The organism is Lentzea sp. NPDC037011 (genome assembly GCF_055607425.1).
Genome location: NZ_JBVJRT010000002.1, coordinates 597,683 through 612,375, shown reverse-complemented (window position 1 = coordinate 612,375; position 14,693 = coordinate 597,683). Strand labels below are relative to the sequence as shown.

Below are 14,693 nucleotides of genomic sequence, written 5' to 3'. Positions count from 1 at the left end.
GTGGCTAAGCTCGCGGTGTGATCACTCCAGGGGGCCGTGAGCTGTGGGTGGACCTGAACGAGGTCGTCGCCCGTGACCACGGCGACGAGCGCACGGCGGCGTTGGAGGAGGTCGTGCGGCGCGCGGACGCCGCGGACGCACCGCGCGTGACCTTCCTGGCGCGCAGGGAGTTGGCGGCCGCGCACCAGACGGACGGGCGCTGGGACCTCGTGTACCCGTTGCTGGAGGAGTGCCTGCAGGAGCACGAGCACCGGCCGTGGCGGTTCGAGCGCGACGACGAGGCCGAGCTGCTGGAGTGGTACGCGTGGCTGGTCGAGGCCATGGTGGACTTCCCCGAGCGGGCGCTGTCGGAGATCCACGCGAGCGCGGCGGACCTGGAGCACCGGTTCCGGCAGCGGGACCTGCCGCTGGGCGACGTCTACCGGGCGCACCACGGGATCGCGGTGCACGTCGGCGACCTGGCGTGGGCGCGGGAGGCGTTCGCGCGGCAGGTCGCGGCGACCGCACCGGAGGACCCGTGGCTCGACGCCCACCAGATCGACCACCTGCTGGCGCTGGGTGACGAGGAGCAGGCGCTGCGGCTGGCTGAGCCGTTCCTGCGCGAGCCAGGGGTGTCCGACGAGCTGACGACGCGGGTGCGGCACCTGGTGCTGTTACCGCTGGCCCGTGCGGGCCGGTGGGAGGACGCGGCGCTCACGTTCCGGCGGCTCACGCGCGGGATGTCCGGCGAGTACTCGCGGTTGGAGGACCACGGCGGGATGGCGCAGTTCTGCGCGCTCACCGGCAACCTGAGCGAGGGCACGATCTGGCTCGGACCGGTGGAGGAGCTGGGCGAGCGCAAACGCCCACTGGCCACAATGGAGTACGCCGCCTCCGCCACCCTGCTCACCCGCCAGCTCGGCTGGATGGACACCGAACGCCGCCTGCGCGCGCTCGCGCAGGACCTGGCCGCGCGGTTCGACCGCCGCAACGCCACCACGGCGTGCGGCGACCGCGTCCGGCGCAAGCTCGAAGCAGAGCAGCTCGTCGACTTCCTGCCGCTGTACCCCACCAGCCGCCCGCCGCTCCCCGCGCCACCGCCGCGGCTGAGCGACGCCGAGCTGCTGCGCCGCTCCGAGCTGCACGACCTGCGCTGCGAACCCGACGAGGCGCGCGTGTGCCTGTCCCTGGTGGGCGACGACCTGCCGGAACCGCTGCGCGCCCAGCGCGACGAGCTCACCGCGAAGTTCTTCCAGAGCCCCGAGACCGGCACGGTCCTGCGCCGGGCCGCCCGCACGTACGAGGAGCACGGCGACCACCGGCGCGCGGAGCTCACCCGCTGCTGGATCGGCCTGTGGGTCGTGCACGAGGGCGACGTCGAGGGCGGGGTCGCCGCGGTGAGGGACGCCGTCGAGCGGCTCCACGAGGTGGGCGACGGCCAGGCGTGGGGCGAGTACTGGCTCGCGTACGTGCTGGCGGGCCAGAACGAGCACGAACAGGCGCTGGCCGCCGTCGAGCGGGGCAAGCGCCACGCCCACGACCCGCTCGCCCTGGGCACGCTGCAGGCCCTCGAAGCACAGCTCACCGGCCAGCCGCCGGTGGAGGCCTACGAGACGTTCGTGCGCAACGACGTGCCGGAGAAGGCCCTGGAGGCGCTGTACCTGCTGCCGGAGGACATCACGCGCACGGCACCGGAGCACCCCCGCGTCGCCGGCCACCTGAGCTACCTGCGGGCGCTGCGCACGATCAACGCCGGCATGCCGGAGCTCGCCGTCGACGACCTCAACGAGGCCGTGGGACAGGCCCAGCGCCGCAACAACGCCACCGTCGAGCAGTGGTTCCACCTGACGCACGCGAACTACGCCGCACGCCGCTACGAGGACGCCGTCGACGCCGGGCTCAAGGCCGTGGCGTGGCTCGACCACCTCAAGACCGAGGACGCGAGCTGGGAGCAGGCCGCCGACGAGACCCGGTTCCTGGTCGCACAGTGCTACCAGCTGCTCGGCGACCAGCCGGCCGCGGTCCGGGAGTACCGCGTGCTCGCGGCCGGTGACGGGCCGATGGCGGCGGCCGCGTTCGTGGCGGCCACCGCCTTGCTGGAGGCTTAAGGCCTGGGTCGAGGTCCGTGTTCGCGACAGCCGGGCGCTCGACACAGGCCCTAGCGCGCCATCCGGCGGTGCTGCAGGGCCACCTCCCCCGGTCGCGCGGCCCGGTCCAGGAACATCAGGCCGTCCATCCGGCAGGTGCAGGCGTTGCCCTCGCGGTCGTTCTGCGGGTAGCTGCCGCCGACCTTGAGGCCGCGCGGGTCGGTGGCCGACGCGACGTCCGGTTCGGGTTCGCCCTCCAGCCGCCACGGGTCGTCGGCCGTCACGTACCGACCGGCCAGCGGCTTCCCGTTGCGGTACAACGCCATCTCGCCGGTGTCGAAGTCGAACGTCGCCGCCAGGAACACCCATTCGCCCACGGGCAGCAGCTCCCGCCAGTCCGCCGACGCCGCGAACGTCTGCGAGGCACCGCCGTCGAGCCGGCGGGCCAGTGCGACCAGCTTCAGGGAGCCGTCCACGCTGATGAGCTCCAGCAACGCGCGCACCGCGTGGCCGTTCGAGTCACCGGACAGCACACCGGCGAGACCGATGGCGTCGTAGAGGTCGTCCGGGTCGGGGGTGTTCGAGTTCGGGGCCGGGTTCTGGCCCGTCATCTTCACCCAGCCCAGGATCGACGCCTCGCGGGCGCCGTTGAACGCCCGCAGCGACGGCACGCCGGACGCGCTGTAGAGGCCTGCCTTCCAGTCGTCGTTGCCGGCGGTCGCGGGGTTGACCTGCTTGAGCTGCACCGAGGTGCGCGAGCCGCGGTACGCCCCGTCGCGCACCCGCATGTCCGCGCCGCCGTTGACCAGCGACAGCGCGGTGCCCGAACGGCCGCGGTCCTGTTCCAGGGCAGCGTTCCCAGGTACCGGGTGCTCGAAGTCGTAGTGCGCCACCAGGTTCGGCGCCAGCGCGGGCAGCACGGACGGCGCAGCGGACGAGGCGGGTGCGGCGAGACCGGCCGCGAACACCGCCGCCACCACCAGGGTGAGCAGCCGCATCACCGCACCCCCTGACCGCGCACCAGGAGGTCGCGCAGCCGGCCGACGTTGTCGAAGGAGCCGAACCCGACCCGGCCGGACGTGAACGTCCGGTCCACAGCGGTCATCAGCGGGTACCGCGACCCGTCCAGGTACACCGCGATCTCCCCCGAGCCGGCGCAGTGCCGGACGCGGACGCGGTGCCACGCCGTGTCGGTGACCGCCGGGGCCGCGCCGACCGAACGCACGGCGTCCCACTGGTGGTCCAGGCGCACCCGGTCGGCGTTGTTCACCACGAAGATCCCGTTGTGCGGGTAGGTCCTGTTGTCCGACGACAGGTGTGCGTAGTAGAACTCCGTGTCCGAGCGGTACCCGAACACGATGACCACGTCCCGGTTCGGCTCCGCCACCGGCGTGTCCAGCCGCACGGAGGCGTCGACCTGCACCGAGCCGAACTCCGGTCCCCTGCTCAGCACCGCGTACTCGAACGGCCGCCGCGGACCGGGTCGCGCCGTGCCGGCCTGCGCCAGCACGACCTCGCGGCCGGGGAACTGCCACAGCGACGACGTCACCGGTGCCCACGAGTGCTCCGAGGTGGCGCCGGCGACGAGGTCGTGGCCGGTGGAGCAGGCGGCGAACGTGCGCGCGCCGGTCACCTTCCAGACCTTGCCGTTCGCCTTGGCCAGCACGTACAGCTCACCGGCCGCGTCCTGCCCGAACCGCAGGTCGACGCGGGGGTCACCGGCCAGCGCCTGCAACGTGGTCCGCTGCCCGCCGGAGTACACCGCCAGCTCGCGCGACTCGGCGAACGGCCGCCCTGCGCTCAACGCGCGTTCGTCGGCGGTGAACAGCAGGCCCTTCACGCCTTCGCCGTAGACGTACTTGCCGCGCAACGAGGGGATCTTCGCGCCGCGGTAGACGAACCCGCCCATCAACGCGTTGCCGCTGTCCGCGCACGGGCGCGTGGTGGAGGACCGGTTGTGGTCGAACCCGGTGACCGGGTAGGTGTAGCCGAACCGCGCGTCGTCGGCGGGCAGCGGGAACACGCCGCACGACGGGTCGCCGCGGCGGAACACCCACTGCGCCTCGCGTTCGCTCCAGCCGAGGTTCGCGCCCTTGCGGACCTCGTAGACGGCGTCGACGGCTTTTTCGCCGATGTGGCCCATGAACATCTTGTGCGTGCCGCCCGCGTCCCAGCTGAAGCGGTACGGGTCGCGCATGCCGTAGGCGTAGATCTCGCCCAGCGCGCCCGCCTTGCCCACGAACGGGTTCGAGCGCGGGATGCCGTAACGGCCGTTCGCGCCGTCGGTGCCGGCGGGGTCGATGCGCAGGATCTTGCCCTGCGGCAGCGAGAGGTCCTGCGGCACCGTCGTGGTGAAACCGATCCCGCCGTCACCGGAGGCCAGGTAGAGCAACCCGAAGTCCTCGTCCCGCGGGCGGGCGGTCGGGTTGAAGCCGATCTCCTGGAAGCCGTGGATGAACGAGGCGTAGCCGACCCGCAGGACCTCGCGGCGGGTGCCGGAGAAGACGTCGGCGCTCGGGTCCACCGCGGTCCACTCGGTGACCACGCCGTGGACCTGCGTCTCGCCGGAGGACGGCAGGTCGGGCTTCTTGCCGGTGAGCGCGGACCCGGTCTCGGTGTGCACGGTGAAGAACCTGCCGGTGCGCCGGAAGTCCGGGTGGAACGCGGCGAACCCGAACCCGCTGCCCAGGCCGCGGTGGTTGTGGAAGTCGGGTCCGACCGCGGCGGCCAGGTCCAGGTAGGCGTGCCGGGTGCCGCCGTCGAGCAGGTACAGCGTGCCGTTCATGTCCGGCACGAACAACCGGCCGGACCCGTCCGGCACCTCGCCGAGGTAGTTGATCCGGTTGTAGCGCTGCAACCGCGAGTCCGTCGGCGGCGGCACCGGTTGCGACGCGGGCAGCCGCGCGACCTCGGTGAGCTCCAGGCCGATCCCGGACTGGCCGGGCGTCGGCAGCGGGTCGGCGATCGGGGCGTCCTGGGCGGACGCGGTCGGGACGAGGAGCGATGACAGCAGGATCATCGGTGCGGCCAGCCGGAACAAGCGTCGGTACATCCCCACCACCCTGTGGGCCAGGCCGTGCCAGCACGGCGCGGAAAGCGCTTTCCAAGCAGTGCCTCCGGAATGTACCCAGCTAATAATGCCGGTACAACCCTCCTTCGGACCGGCTCGGTTCAGTCGTGTCCCGTCACAGCTCCCAGCAGCTCCCGGATGTGCGCGGTCGCCGACGCGAACTCCGGCCGGGCCATCGTGGCCGCGTAGTCCCGTTCGGCGGGCAGGCCGACCTCGACCACCTCCCGCACCAGCGCGGGCCGCCGCGTCAGCACGACCACCCGGTTCGCCAGGTACACCGCCTCGGCGATCGAGTGCGTCACCAGCAGCACCGTCGTCCCGGTCTCGCGCCACACCCGGTGCAGCTCCACGTTCATCTGCTCGCGGGTCAACGCGTCCAGCGCACCGAACGGTTCGTCCATCAGCAGCACGCGCGGCTGGTGCAGCAGAGCGCGGCACAACGCCACGCGCTGCTGCATGCCGCCGGACAGCTCGTGCGGGAGGGCGTTCTCGAAGCCGGTGAGACCGGTCATCTCGATCAGCTCGTCGGCCCGGCGACCGGCCTCCGCCGAACCCATGCCGCGCATCTCGGCCTGCAACAGGATGTTCCTGCGCGCGGACCGCCACTCCAGCAGCGCGGCCCGCTGGAACACGAACCCGATGTCGTGCCGGGGCCCGCGCACCTCCTCCCCCAGCAGCCGCACCGAGCCGGACGACGGCCGCAGCAGCCCCGAGACGAGCTTCAGCAGCGTCGACTTGCCGCAGCCGGACGGGCCGGCGATGGACACGAACTCGCCCGGTGCCACGTCGAGCGAGACCTGGTCGACCGCGGTGGTCTCCGCGCGCTTCGAGCGGAAGCGCACGGACACGGCGTTGATCGCGACGGCGCTCGTGGCGTTCAAGGTGGTGCTCATCCCTTCGGTGCCACGCTTTCCTCCCAGTACGCCGAGGGTTCCGACGCCTTGCCGATGATGCCGGTCTGCTGGAAGGTGTCGATGGTCTTCTTCCAGTCCTCCGCGGTGTTGACGCCCGGAGCCTTGCCCTTCGTGGCGTCGGTGTGCAGCAACGTCAGCGTGGTCTTGAACTGCTCCAGCACGACCGTCGGCGACGGCAGCTGCTCGGCGGCGCCCTTCATCGAGTCGGCGGCGGCCTGCGGGTCCTTCTCCGCGGCGGTCCACGCCTCCTGGGTGGCCTGGACCATCCTGCGCACCAGGTCGGAATCCTTGGCCAGCACCGACTTCGACGTGATCAGGCCGTTGCTGAAGTAGTTCAGGCCGAAGTCGGAGAACCGCAGGTAGGACACGTCCTTGCCGGCCTTCTCCCTGATCGTCGGACCCTGGTCGGAGGCGAACCCGAGCAGCACGTCGGTGCGGCCGGAGATGACCGCGGCCATCTTGCCAGCGGGGTCGATGTTCTGGATGGAGACGTCGGACTCCTGCAGGCCGTTCCGCTGGAGGAACGCGGGGAACGTCTTGGTCAGCGCGTCACCGGCGGTCGTCGCGACGGACCTGCCCCTGAGGTCGGCCGGCCCGCTGATGTTCTTCTCCGTGAAGAACTGCACCGAGGCGGGCGTGGTCTGCAGGTACACGCCGATGCTCCTGGCCGGCACGCCGTTCTCGACGGCGGTGGCGAGCGCCGAGGTGTCCGCCCAGCCGAAGTCGGTCTGCCCGGCGCCGGTGGCCTGCACGGTCTTGCCGGATCCCTGGCCCGCCTGGATCTTCAGCTTGATGCCGTGCTTCTCGAAGATCCCCTGCTGGAGCCCGTAGTAGAACGGCGCGTGCTCGCCGTAGGGGTACCAGTTGAGGGTCAGCGTGACCTCCTCCGCGCCACCACCGGCGGCGGAGTCGCCGCCACCGCCGCAGCCGGCCACCAGCAGCACCGCGGGAAGTAGGCCTGCGAGCACTTTCCTCATCGGTCAGCCTTTCGCGAGAAGGGTTGTGGTGACGGTGGAACCGCGCCGGCTGGCGTGCCACGGCAGCACCAGCCTCTCGGCGAGGTCGAGCAGGGCGAACAGCAGCACGCCGACGACCGACATCACGATCAGCCCCGCGAAGAGCATCGGGGTGTCCATGTTGCCGTTGGCCTGCAGGATCACGTAGCCGAGACCCTCGTTGGCGCCGACGAACTCGCCGACCACCGCGCCGGTGACGGCGAGCGTGATCGCGACCTTCAGCCCGGCGAACAGGTGCGGCAGCGCCGCCGGGAAGCGGATCTTCGCGAACGTCTTGAGCGGCCCGCCGCCCATGGTCGCGGCGAGCTCCAGCATCTCGATGTCGACGGACTTCAGGCCGGTGACCATCGAGATCACCACCGGGAAGAACGCCATCAGCACGGCCACGACCACCTTGGGCCCGAAGCCGAAACCGAGCCACACCACGAACAGCGGCGCGATCGCGATCTTCGGGATGACCTGCGCGAACAGCAGCACCGGGTAGACCGTGTTCTCGACGGTCCGCGAGTACACCATCGCCACGGCGACCAGCACGCCGACGACCGCGGCGATGACGAAGCCGGCGAGCGTCTCCCAGGTCGTGGTCAGCGTGTGCGGCCACAGGTAGGACCACCTGTCGACCAGCACCTCGGCCGTTCTGCCCGGTGAGGGCACGAGGTAGGGCTCGACCAGCTCCGCGGCGGTGACGAGCTGCCAGAGGAGCACGAAGGCCGCGATGAGCGCGACCGGGCGCCAGGCCCGCTCGACCACCCCACCCCGCCTGCGGTCCGCCGAAACCGTGTCCACGAGGCCTCCTAGGTCGGAAAGCGCTTTCCAGTACGCTATGGCCGGTTCGCGGACCGGTCAAGGTGGAGGTTCGACGAAGCTGAGCGACCCGCTGGCCGGACATGGCAGCCGGTCTGGGCGCCGAACGAGCCGGTGGTGCGCGCATCGGCGGCCGGCGTCCTGGCGCAGCAGGCCGGTCTCCCTGTCGTAGCGCGGACACCACACCGGAGACGGTCCATCACGGCGATCCGTTCGCGGTGCAGCTTCTTGAGGAACGTCCTGGCTTCCAGCCGCAGTCGTGCGTCCAAGTTGGACAACGGTTCGTCCGTCAGCAGCACCTCGGCCGACGCCGCCACCGCCCGTGCCGGTGCGGCCCGTTGCCGCCGGCCGCCGGAGCACGGCGGCCACGAGGTCCCGACAGGTGTCTCAGCGCCCTCTCAGCGGGCGGCTGCAAGGCTGCCGCTCGAAGGGGGTAGATCAACTGTGCAACTGCTGCTCGCGGCCGTCCTGGCCGCATCGACCCTGGTGACACCGCAGGTCACCGGCCCGTTCCCGGTGGGCGTGTTCGACGCCCACCTCACCGACACCCGCGCTGATCCGTGGCACCCGGACCAGCGCAGGGAGCTCATGGTCACGGTCACCTACCCGGCCCGCGCGAAGGGCGAGCGGGCGCCGTTCCTGTCCCCCGCCGTCGCTGCGGCGGCCGACCCGGTGCTCTCCAGCCCCGGCTACCTCGACGTCCCGGCGGGCACGGTCGACTGGGCCGGCACGCTGCGGCAGGCCAGGACGCGGGCGCCCGCGCTCCCCGGCCGGTTCCCGGTGGTGCTGTTCTCGCCGGGACTGCAGTCGCCGCGCGAGTTCTACGCGGGTGCCGCGGAGGACCTGGCCAGCCGCGGGTACGTCGTCGTCACGGTCTCGCACACGCACGAGTCGCTGGTCGTCGAGTTCCCGGACGGCCGCCTGGTGCCGAGCGAGGTCGGCGACGCCCGGCCGGAGACCATGAGGAAGGCGATCGACGCACGGGTCGCGGACATGCGGTTCGTGCTCAGCCGGCTGCCCGGCCTGCACCGGGGCGCGGACCTCGGCCGGGTCGGGATCGCCGGGCACTCCTACGGCGGCTACACGGCCGGCGAGACGATGGTGCGCGACCGCAGGTTCGACGCGGGCATCAACATCGACGGCGCCATGGAGCACAGCGGGTCGGGCCCGTACGCGCCGGGCGAGATCGTCACGAGGGGCGTCGACCGGCCGTTCCTGCTCTTCGGCGGTGACCTGCGCGAGCGCGAGCTCTCGCACGTCGACACGAGCCTGACCCGGTCGTGGGCGGACTTCTGGCCGAACCAGCGCGGCTGGAAGCGGGACGTGCACCTCGACGACGGCGCGCACCTCGGGTTCAGCGACCTGCAGTGGGCGGTTCCGCAGGTCGGGGCGGTCACGGCGGAGCGCAGGGCCGACCTGATCGGCACGATCGATCCCCGGGACTCGCTGAAGGCGCAGCGCGACCACGTGGCCGCGTTCTTCGACCTGCACCTGAAACACCGCGCCACCACGCTGTTCGACCGCGTGCGCCACCCGGGAGTCCGCCTCGTGGGCTGACGGCGGCGGTATGGTCTGGTCCAATGGCTGTCGAGTTCGCCGTCCTCGGACCACTGCTGGTCCGCGTCGACGGCAGGGAGCTTCCGCTGGGCGGGTTCACCCGCCGGGCGGTGCTCGGCTTCCTGCTGCTCAACGTCGGCCGGGTCGTGTCGGTCAGCGAGCTGACCGGGGCGCTGTGGCCGGACGACCCCCCGCCGACGGCGCGCGGGATCGTGCTGAACGCCGTGTCGGCGTTGCGCAAGGCGGGCCTGGACCTCGTCACCCGCAAGCCCGGCTACCTGCTGCGCGCGGAACCGGACCGCGTCGACCTGCACCGGTTCCGCGCCCTGCTGGGCGGCGCCGCCACCGCCGCGACACCGGAACGCGCTGCGACGCTGCTGCGCGACGCGCTGGCGCTGTGGCGCGGGCCGGTGCTCGCCGACCTGGTGGCGGACGGCGTCACCTGGCCCGCGCTGGTGGAGATCGCCCAGCTGCGCGAGGTCGCGGTGGAGGACCGGATCGACGCGGAGATCGCGTGCGGGCGGCACCGCGAGGTGGTCGCGGAGCTCGAGGCGCTGGTGCGCGACCACCCGCTGCGGGAACGGGTGCACGGCCTGCTGATGCTGGCCCTTTACCGCTCCGGCCGCCAGGCCGACGCGCTCGCCGTGTTCCGCCGGGCCCGCGACCGGTTCGCCGCGGAGCTCGGCATCGACCCGGGACCCGACCTGGTGGCGCTGGAGCAGGCGGTCCTCACGCAGGACCCGGCGCTCGCGCTGATCCCGGCCCCGGCGCCGGTCGTGCTGGAGCGCAAGAAGGTCAGCGTCCTGGTGACCCGGTTGGAGCTCGGCACCGACGAGGCGGCCGATGAACAGCTGGAGGTCCGCGGCGCCGACGTCCGCGACCTGGTCGAGGCCCTCGGCGGGGTCGTGGTGACGACGCTCGGGTCGACCCTCTGCGCCACCTTCGGCGCACCCGCCGGGAGTGAGGACGACGCGGCACGGGCGGTGCGCGCGGCGTTCGAGGTCGTCGGACGCCACCCCGCGGCCGCTGCCGTGTGCACCGGTCCCGCGCTGGTGACGTCGGGCGACCGGCTGGAGGTCAGCGGCACGTTGCTCGACGCGGGGCTCCGGCTGGTCGCCCTGGCCGCGGCGGGCGAGGTGCGGACCTGTCCCGCCACCGACCGGGCGCTCACCCCCGCGGGCGACGACGCGCCGTTCGTCGGGCGGTCGGCCGAGCTCGCGCGGTTGTGCGAGGCGTTCGACGAGGTGACGCGGACCCGGCGGCCCCGGCTCGTGACGCTGGTCGGCGAACCCGGTGCGGGCAAGTCGCGGCTGGTGCGCGAGTTCACGGCGGGGCGCCCCGCGCTGACCGGCCGCACGCCGCCGGTCAGCCACAACGACCCGCTGGCACCGCTCGCGGAGGTCGTGCGCGCCCACGCCGGCGTGTACGACACCGACTCGGCGGAGGCGGTCACCGCGAAGATCAGGACGATCAGCTCCGAACCGTGGCTCGTCGCGCAGCTGTCGGCGTTGCTCGGTGTCGGCCCGCAGGGCAGCGATGTGCTGATGGCGTGGCGCAGGCTGGTCGAACAGCTCGCGGCCGACCCGCTCGTGGTGGTCGTGGAGGACGCGCACCGGGCCGACGACCTGCTGCTGGACTTCCTGCACGGCCTGGCCGACACCGCCGACGACGTGCCGCTGCTGGTGCTCGTGACGGCCCGGCCGGAGCTGCTGGCCCGTCGCCCGTCCTGGGGCGGCGTCACGACGCTGGCCCCACTGTCCGAAGAGGACACCACGCTGCTGCTGAAGGTGCTGATGACCCGGCACGACGTGACGGCGGACCTGGACGAGCTGCTGCACCGGTCGGCGGGCAACCCGCTGTTCGCCGGGGAGTACGTGCGGATGCTGCGCGACGGCGCCGGGGACGCGTTGCCGGACACGGTGCAGACGGTGATCGGCGCGCGGCTGGACTCGTTGCCGCCGTTGGAGAAGGTCGTGCTGCAGGACGCGGCGGTGCTCGGTGCGACGGTGTGGCCGGGCGCCGTCGCCGCGGTCGCCGAACGCGCTGTAGAGGAGGTCACGCGGTCGCTGGAGGTGTTGCGGCAGCGGGATTTCCTGCACCGGCTGCCGGTCAGCAACGTCGTGGGCGAGGCCGAGTACGCGTTCAGCCACGTGCTGGTGCGCGACGTCGCCTACGACCGGGTGCCGCGCGGGTCCAAGGCGATGAAGCACTACCGCGCCGCGGAGTGGGTGCGCGCACTGCCGCTGGAGCACGTTCCGCTGCTGGCGCACCACTTCCAGGAGGCGGTGTGGCTGGCCGAGGCCTCCGGGCGGCCGTGCGACATCCTCGGCCGGCACGCGCGGGAGGCGTTGACCGAGACCGGTCGCAAGGCGGCGGCGCTCGCGGCCCGCGCCACGGCGACGCGGTGCTTCGAGGCCGCGCTCGCCGTCTGCCCGCCGGGCCACGGCGACCGCGCGGAACTGCTGACGTTGCTGGGAACCAGCCTGTCCGGGGACGGCGCCGGCACGGCGGAGCTCGCCGAGGCGGTCGAGCTGCACGTGGCCGCCGGCGACCTCGCCGGTGCCGCGGACGCGTCCAGGGCGGCGTGGCAGGCGTGCTGGAACCGCGGCGAGCACCGCGAGGCCGTGCGGCACCTGGACCGGGCGCTGGAGCTCCTGGCCGCGGCTGAGCCCGGTGAACGGGTGTGCGCCGTGCTGGCCCAGGCCGCGCACGCGCTCACGCTGGTGGGCCGCACCGACGAGGCGATCACCGCGGCACGGGCGGCGTTGACCGGGGCCACCGGCACCGAGCGCGCCATCGCGTGGGAGACGCTGGGGTTGTCGCGGGTGAAGAAGGGGGACGCGGCGGGGATCGACGACATGCGCCAGGCCGTGGCCGAACGGCAGGCGGCCGGTGTCTCCGCGAGCCTGTGCCTGTTCACCATGGGCACCGCGTACGCGATGCTCGGCGATGCGCGCGCACGACGTGCCGTGCGCGCGGAGGCACGGGCGGCGGCGTTGCGCCACGGCGACCGGCACACCCTGGCCTGGCTGGAGTCGTCGCGGTACGTCGAGCTGTTCTGGGACGGCGACCACGAGGCGGCGCTCGCGAACCTCGGCGAGTCGATCGCGGCCAGGCCGACCGAGCCGTTCTACCACGCGATCCGCGCGCGAATCCGGTTGCTGACCGGCGACCTGCCCGGTGCCCGCGCCGACGCCGCCCACGCGCTCGACCTGGCCCGCCGCAAGAACCACCCCGGCGAGCTGCAGCACCCGCTCGTGCTGGCCGCACGGCTCGCGCTGCTCGACGGCCGGCCCGCCGGAAAGTGGGTGGACGAGCTGCTCACCGTGCTGCCCGGCCACCAGATCACCGGGCCCATCGGCGCCGGTCTGCCGCTCGTGCTCGCCGCCACCGGGCACGGGCCGGAAAGCCTCGCCGGAGTCTCGTGGTCGCGGTGGCGCGACGCGGCGGAGGCGTTCCTGCGCGGCGACCGGGCCGCGGCGGTGCGCGAGTACGAGCGGATCGGCTCGGTGCCCGACGTCCGCGAACTGCGATGAGCCGCTGGTTATCGCACGGAAATAGCGTCCGGGTGTGCCCTTCACGCCGCGCTACTACCAGGCCAAGACCCAGCTGGTCGACCTGCTCGCCGAGCTGCCGGACGGCACACCGTTCCCGCCGGAGCGCGAGCTGGCGGAGCTCTACGGCATGTCGCGCACCACGATCCGCAAGGCGCTGGACGAACTGGTGCTGGAGGGCCGGCTCATCCGCAGGGCCGGCCGGCAGGGCACGGAGGTGGCGCCGCGCAGGCCGTTGCACCGGGTGAGCCTCGACGCGCTGGTCAACGACCTGGCGGCGCGCGAGTCGGTGGCGGTGCGCACGATCGGCGCGCAGGACGTGGTCAACGTCGAGGCGGTGCTGGTGCGCGGGGACGAGCCGATCGGGGTGCGATCGACGTTCCTGCGCGCCTCCCAGTACCCCGGTCTCGCCGAGCGCTACGACCACGAGGTGCCGCTGCGGCGGTTCCTCGCCGACCACTACCGCGTTCGGTTCGGCGACCTGCACCCGTGGTGCACGACCGCTCTCGCGACCCCGCGCGTCGCCGGTCTGCTCGGCGTGCGGTCGGCGACACCGCTGCTGTCGGTCGCGTGGATGGCGCACGACGTCCACGGCCGCGCCGTCGAACGGTCCTGGGTGGTGCTGCGCAGCGACCGGGCGCACCTGACGATGCACCTGCCGCGCACCGACCACGTGGTGCGCAGGTCGACGGCGTGACCCTCGTCAGCGCACGGTCGTGATGTCCGCCCACACCGTCTTGAACTCGGGGAACCGGTTGTGCCCCCACACCTGCGCCAGCCCGTTGACCAGCAACAAACCGCGTTGCCGCCGCCCGAGGAACCCCATCCGCCCCAGCTGCGGGAAGCGGCCGGGCGTGCCGTCCTCGACCTCCACCCGCACGACCTCGCGCTCGGGCAGGGACATGACCCGGACCCGGCGCGGTGGCGCTGCGTGGTGGTAGGCGTTGCTGACGAGCTCGGTGGCCACGACCATCACGTCGACCACCACGTTCTCATGCATCCCCAGAAGGAGGCGACGGACCTGCGCGCGCACGTCGGCGAGCGGCATCATCCCCTCCGGCAGGACGAGGTCCACGTGCTCGCTGGACCGTCCGATGACACCCATCAGCCTCTCCCCGCGCCCTGTTGCTTCAAGGCAGCGGGATCCGTACCCAAAGGCGCGACGATCGAAACCCACCGAACCGAACTCACTTCTCTTCCCTCGGGAGGTCGGCCCACACGACGGTGCCGCCGTGCGCCCTGTCCACACCCCACCGGTCGGACAACCGGGCCACCAGCACCAGGCCGTAGCCCCGCTGCGGCCGGCTGACCTTCCGCAACGGCGGCCGGGCCTGCGCGTCGTGGGTGATCTCGACCCGGATCTTGCCCGGTGAGAGGACGACCCGCAGGAACGACGGCTCGGAGGTGTACCGGTAGGCGTTGCTCACCAGCTCGTTCACGACCAGCAGCACGTCACCGACGCAGTTCTGGTCCTCGCCCATGAGCTCCAGCCGCACCCAGCGCCGAACGGTCGCGAGCGAGGGCCGCTGCCTGCCCAGCGGCAGGTGCGACACGTCGTCCGCTCGTGCTGCCTGGTCGTGCGCCAAACCGCTCCCCAAGGGTCACGTTGATCAGTTCTGCGCGGGTTACCCAAGTGCATCGGCGACCAAACCAGTGACTTGCACCCGATCTTCGAGGGTGCCGCCGGGACCGTTCCCACCACTACTCTGCGC

The 14,693-nt window shown here is 72.5% G+C and carries 11 protein-coding genes; 4 read left to right on the top strand and 7 right to left on the bottom strand.

Annotation, left to right across the window (positions count from 1 at the left end; translation table 11 throughout):
* The first annotated feature begins 17 nt into the window (after positions 1 to 17).
* Positions 18 to 2,087 carry a hypothetical protein gene (locus ACZ7CH_RS07700; protein ID WP_470373381.1) on the top strand — a complete coding sequence of 690 codons (2,070 nt, stop codon included), beginning with the start codon at positions 18 to 20 and terminating at the stop codon, positions 2,085 to 2,087.
* A 50-nt stretch (positions 2,088 to 2,137) separates the two neighbouring features.
* Here ACZ7CH_RS07700 and ACZ7CH_RS07695 read toward each other — a convergent pair whose 3' ends face one another.
* From ACZ7CH_RS07695 to ACZ7CH_RS07675, 5 genes are all read right to left on the bottom strand, one after another.
* A complete protein-coding gene (locus ACZ7CH_RS07695) occupies positions 2,138 to 3,064 on the bottom strand; it encodes a LamG-like jellyroll fold domain-containing protein (RefSeq protein ID WP_470373380.1) in 927 nt (308 codons plus the stop codon).
* Positions 3,064 to 5,118, bottom strand: a complete 2,055-nt coding sequence (locus ACZ7CH_RS07690) for a PQQ-dependent sugar dehydrogenase (protein ID WP_470373379.1) — start codon at positions 5,116 to 5,118, stop codon at positions 3,064 to 3,066. Before ACZ7CH_RS07690 ends, ACZ7CH_RS07695 begins: the two co-directional genes overlap by 1 nt.
* Positions 5,119 to 5,237: 119 nt before the next feature.
* A complete protein-coding gene (locus ACZ7CH_RS07685; RefSeq protein ID WP_458433228.1) occupies positions 5,238 to 6,029 on the bottom strand; it encodes an ABC transporter ATP-binding protein in 792 nt (263 codons plus the stop codon).
* The gene (locus tag ACZ7CH_RS07680) at positions 6,026 to 7,027 is read right to left on the bottom strand and encodes an ABC transporter substrate-binding protein (protein ID WP_458433229.1); all 1,002 of its coding nucleotides are present in this window, start codon (positions 7,025 to 7,027) and stop codon (positions 6,026 to 6,028) included. The genes ACZ7CH_RS07685 and ACZ7CH_RS07680 overlap by 4 nt, the downstream gene beginning before the upstream one ends.
* A 3-nt stretch (positions 7,028 to 7,030) precedes the next feature.
* Positions 7,031 to 7,852, bottom strand: a complete 822-nt coding sequence (locus ACZ7CH_RS07675; protein WP_470373378.1) for an ABC transporter permease — start codon at positions 7,850 to 7,852, stop codon at positions 7,031 to 7,033.
* 462 nt (positions 7,853 to 8,314) lie between these two features.
* On the opposite strand from ACZ7CH_RS07675, the gene ACZ7CH_RS07670 reads away from it, so the two are divergent.
* The 3 genes from ACZ7CH_RS07670 to ACZ7CH_RS07660 are packed head-to-tail and all read left to right on the top strand — an operon-like array spanning position 8,315 to position 13,678.
* The gene (locus tag ACZ7CH_RS07670) at positions 8,315 to 9,427 is read left to right on the top strand and encodes an alpha/beta hydrolase family protein (protein WP_360387496.1); all 1,113 of its coding nucleotides are present in this window, start codon (positions 8,315 to 8,317) and stop codon (positions 9,425 to 9,427) included.
* 23 nt (positions 9,428 to 9,450) lie between these two features.
* Positions 9,451 to 12,963 carry a BTAD domain-containing putative transcriptional regulator gene (locus tag ACZ7CH_RS07665; RefSeq protein ID WP_470373377.1) on the top strand — a complete coding sequence of 1,171 codons (3,513 nt, stop codon included), beginning with the start codon at positions 9,451 to 9,453 and terminating at the stop codon, positions 12,961 to 12,963.
* Positions 12,964 to 12,997: 34 nt separating this feature from the next.
* The gene (locus tag ACZ7CH_RS07660) at positions 12,998 to 13,678 is read left to right on the top strand and encodes a GntR family transcriptional regulator (RefSeq protein ID WP_470373376.1); all 681 of its coding nucleotides are present in this window, start codon (positions 12,998 to 13,000) and stop codon (positions 13,676 to 13,678) included.
* Between the two features lie 6 nt (positions 13,679 to 13,684).
* Here the strand turns inward: ACZ7CH_RS07660 and ACZ7CH_RS07655 are convergent, their stop codons facing one another.
* A complete protein-coding gene (locus tag ACZ7CH_RS07655) occupies positions 13,685 to 14,086 on the bottom strand; it encodes an ATP-binding protein (RefSeq protein ID WP_360387488.1) in 402 nt (133 codons plus the stop codon).
* Positions 14,087 to 14,168: 82 nt separating this feature from the next.
* The gene (locus ACZ7CH_RS07650) at positions 14,169 to 14,579 is read right to left on the bottom strand and encodes an ATP-binding protein (protein ID WP_360387485.1); all 411 of its coding nucleotides are present in this window, start codon (positions 14,577 to 14,579) and stop codon (positions 14,169 to 14,171) included.
* Positions 14,580 to 14,693 lie beyond the last annotated feature (114 nt).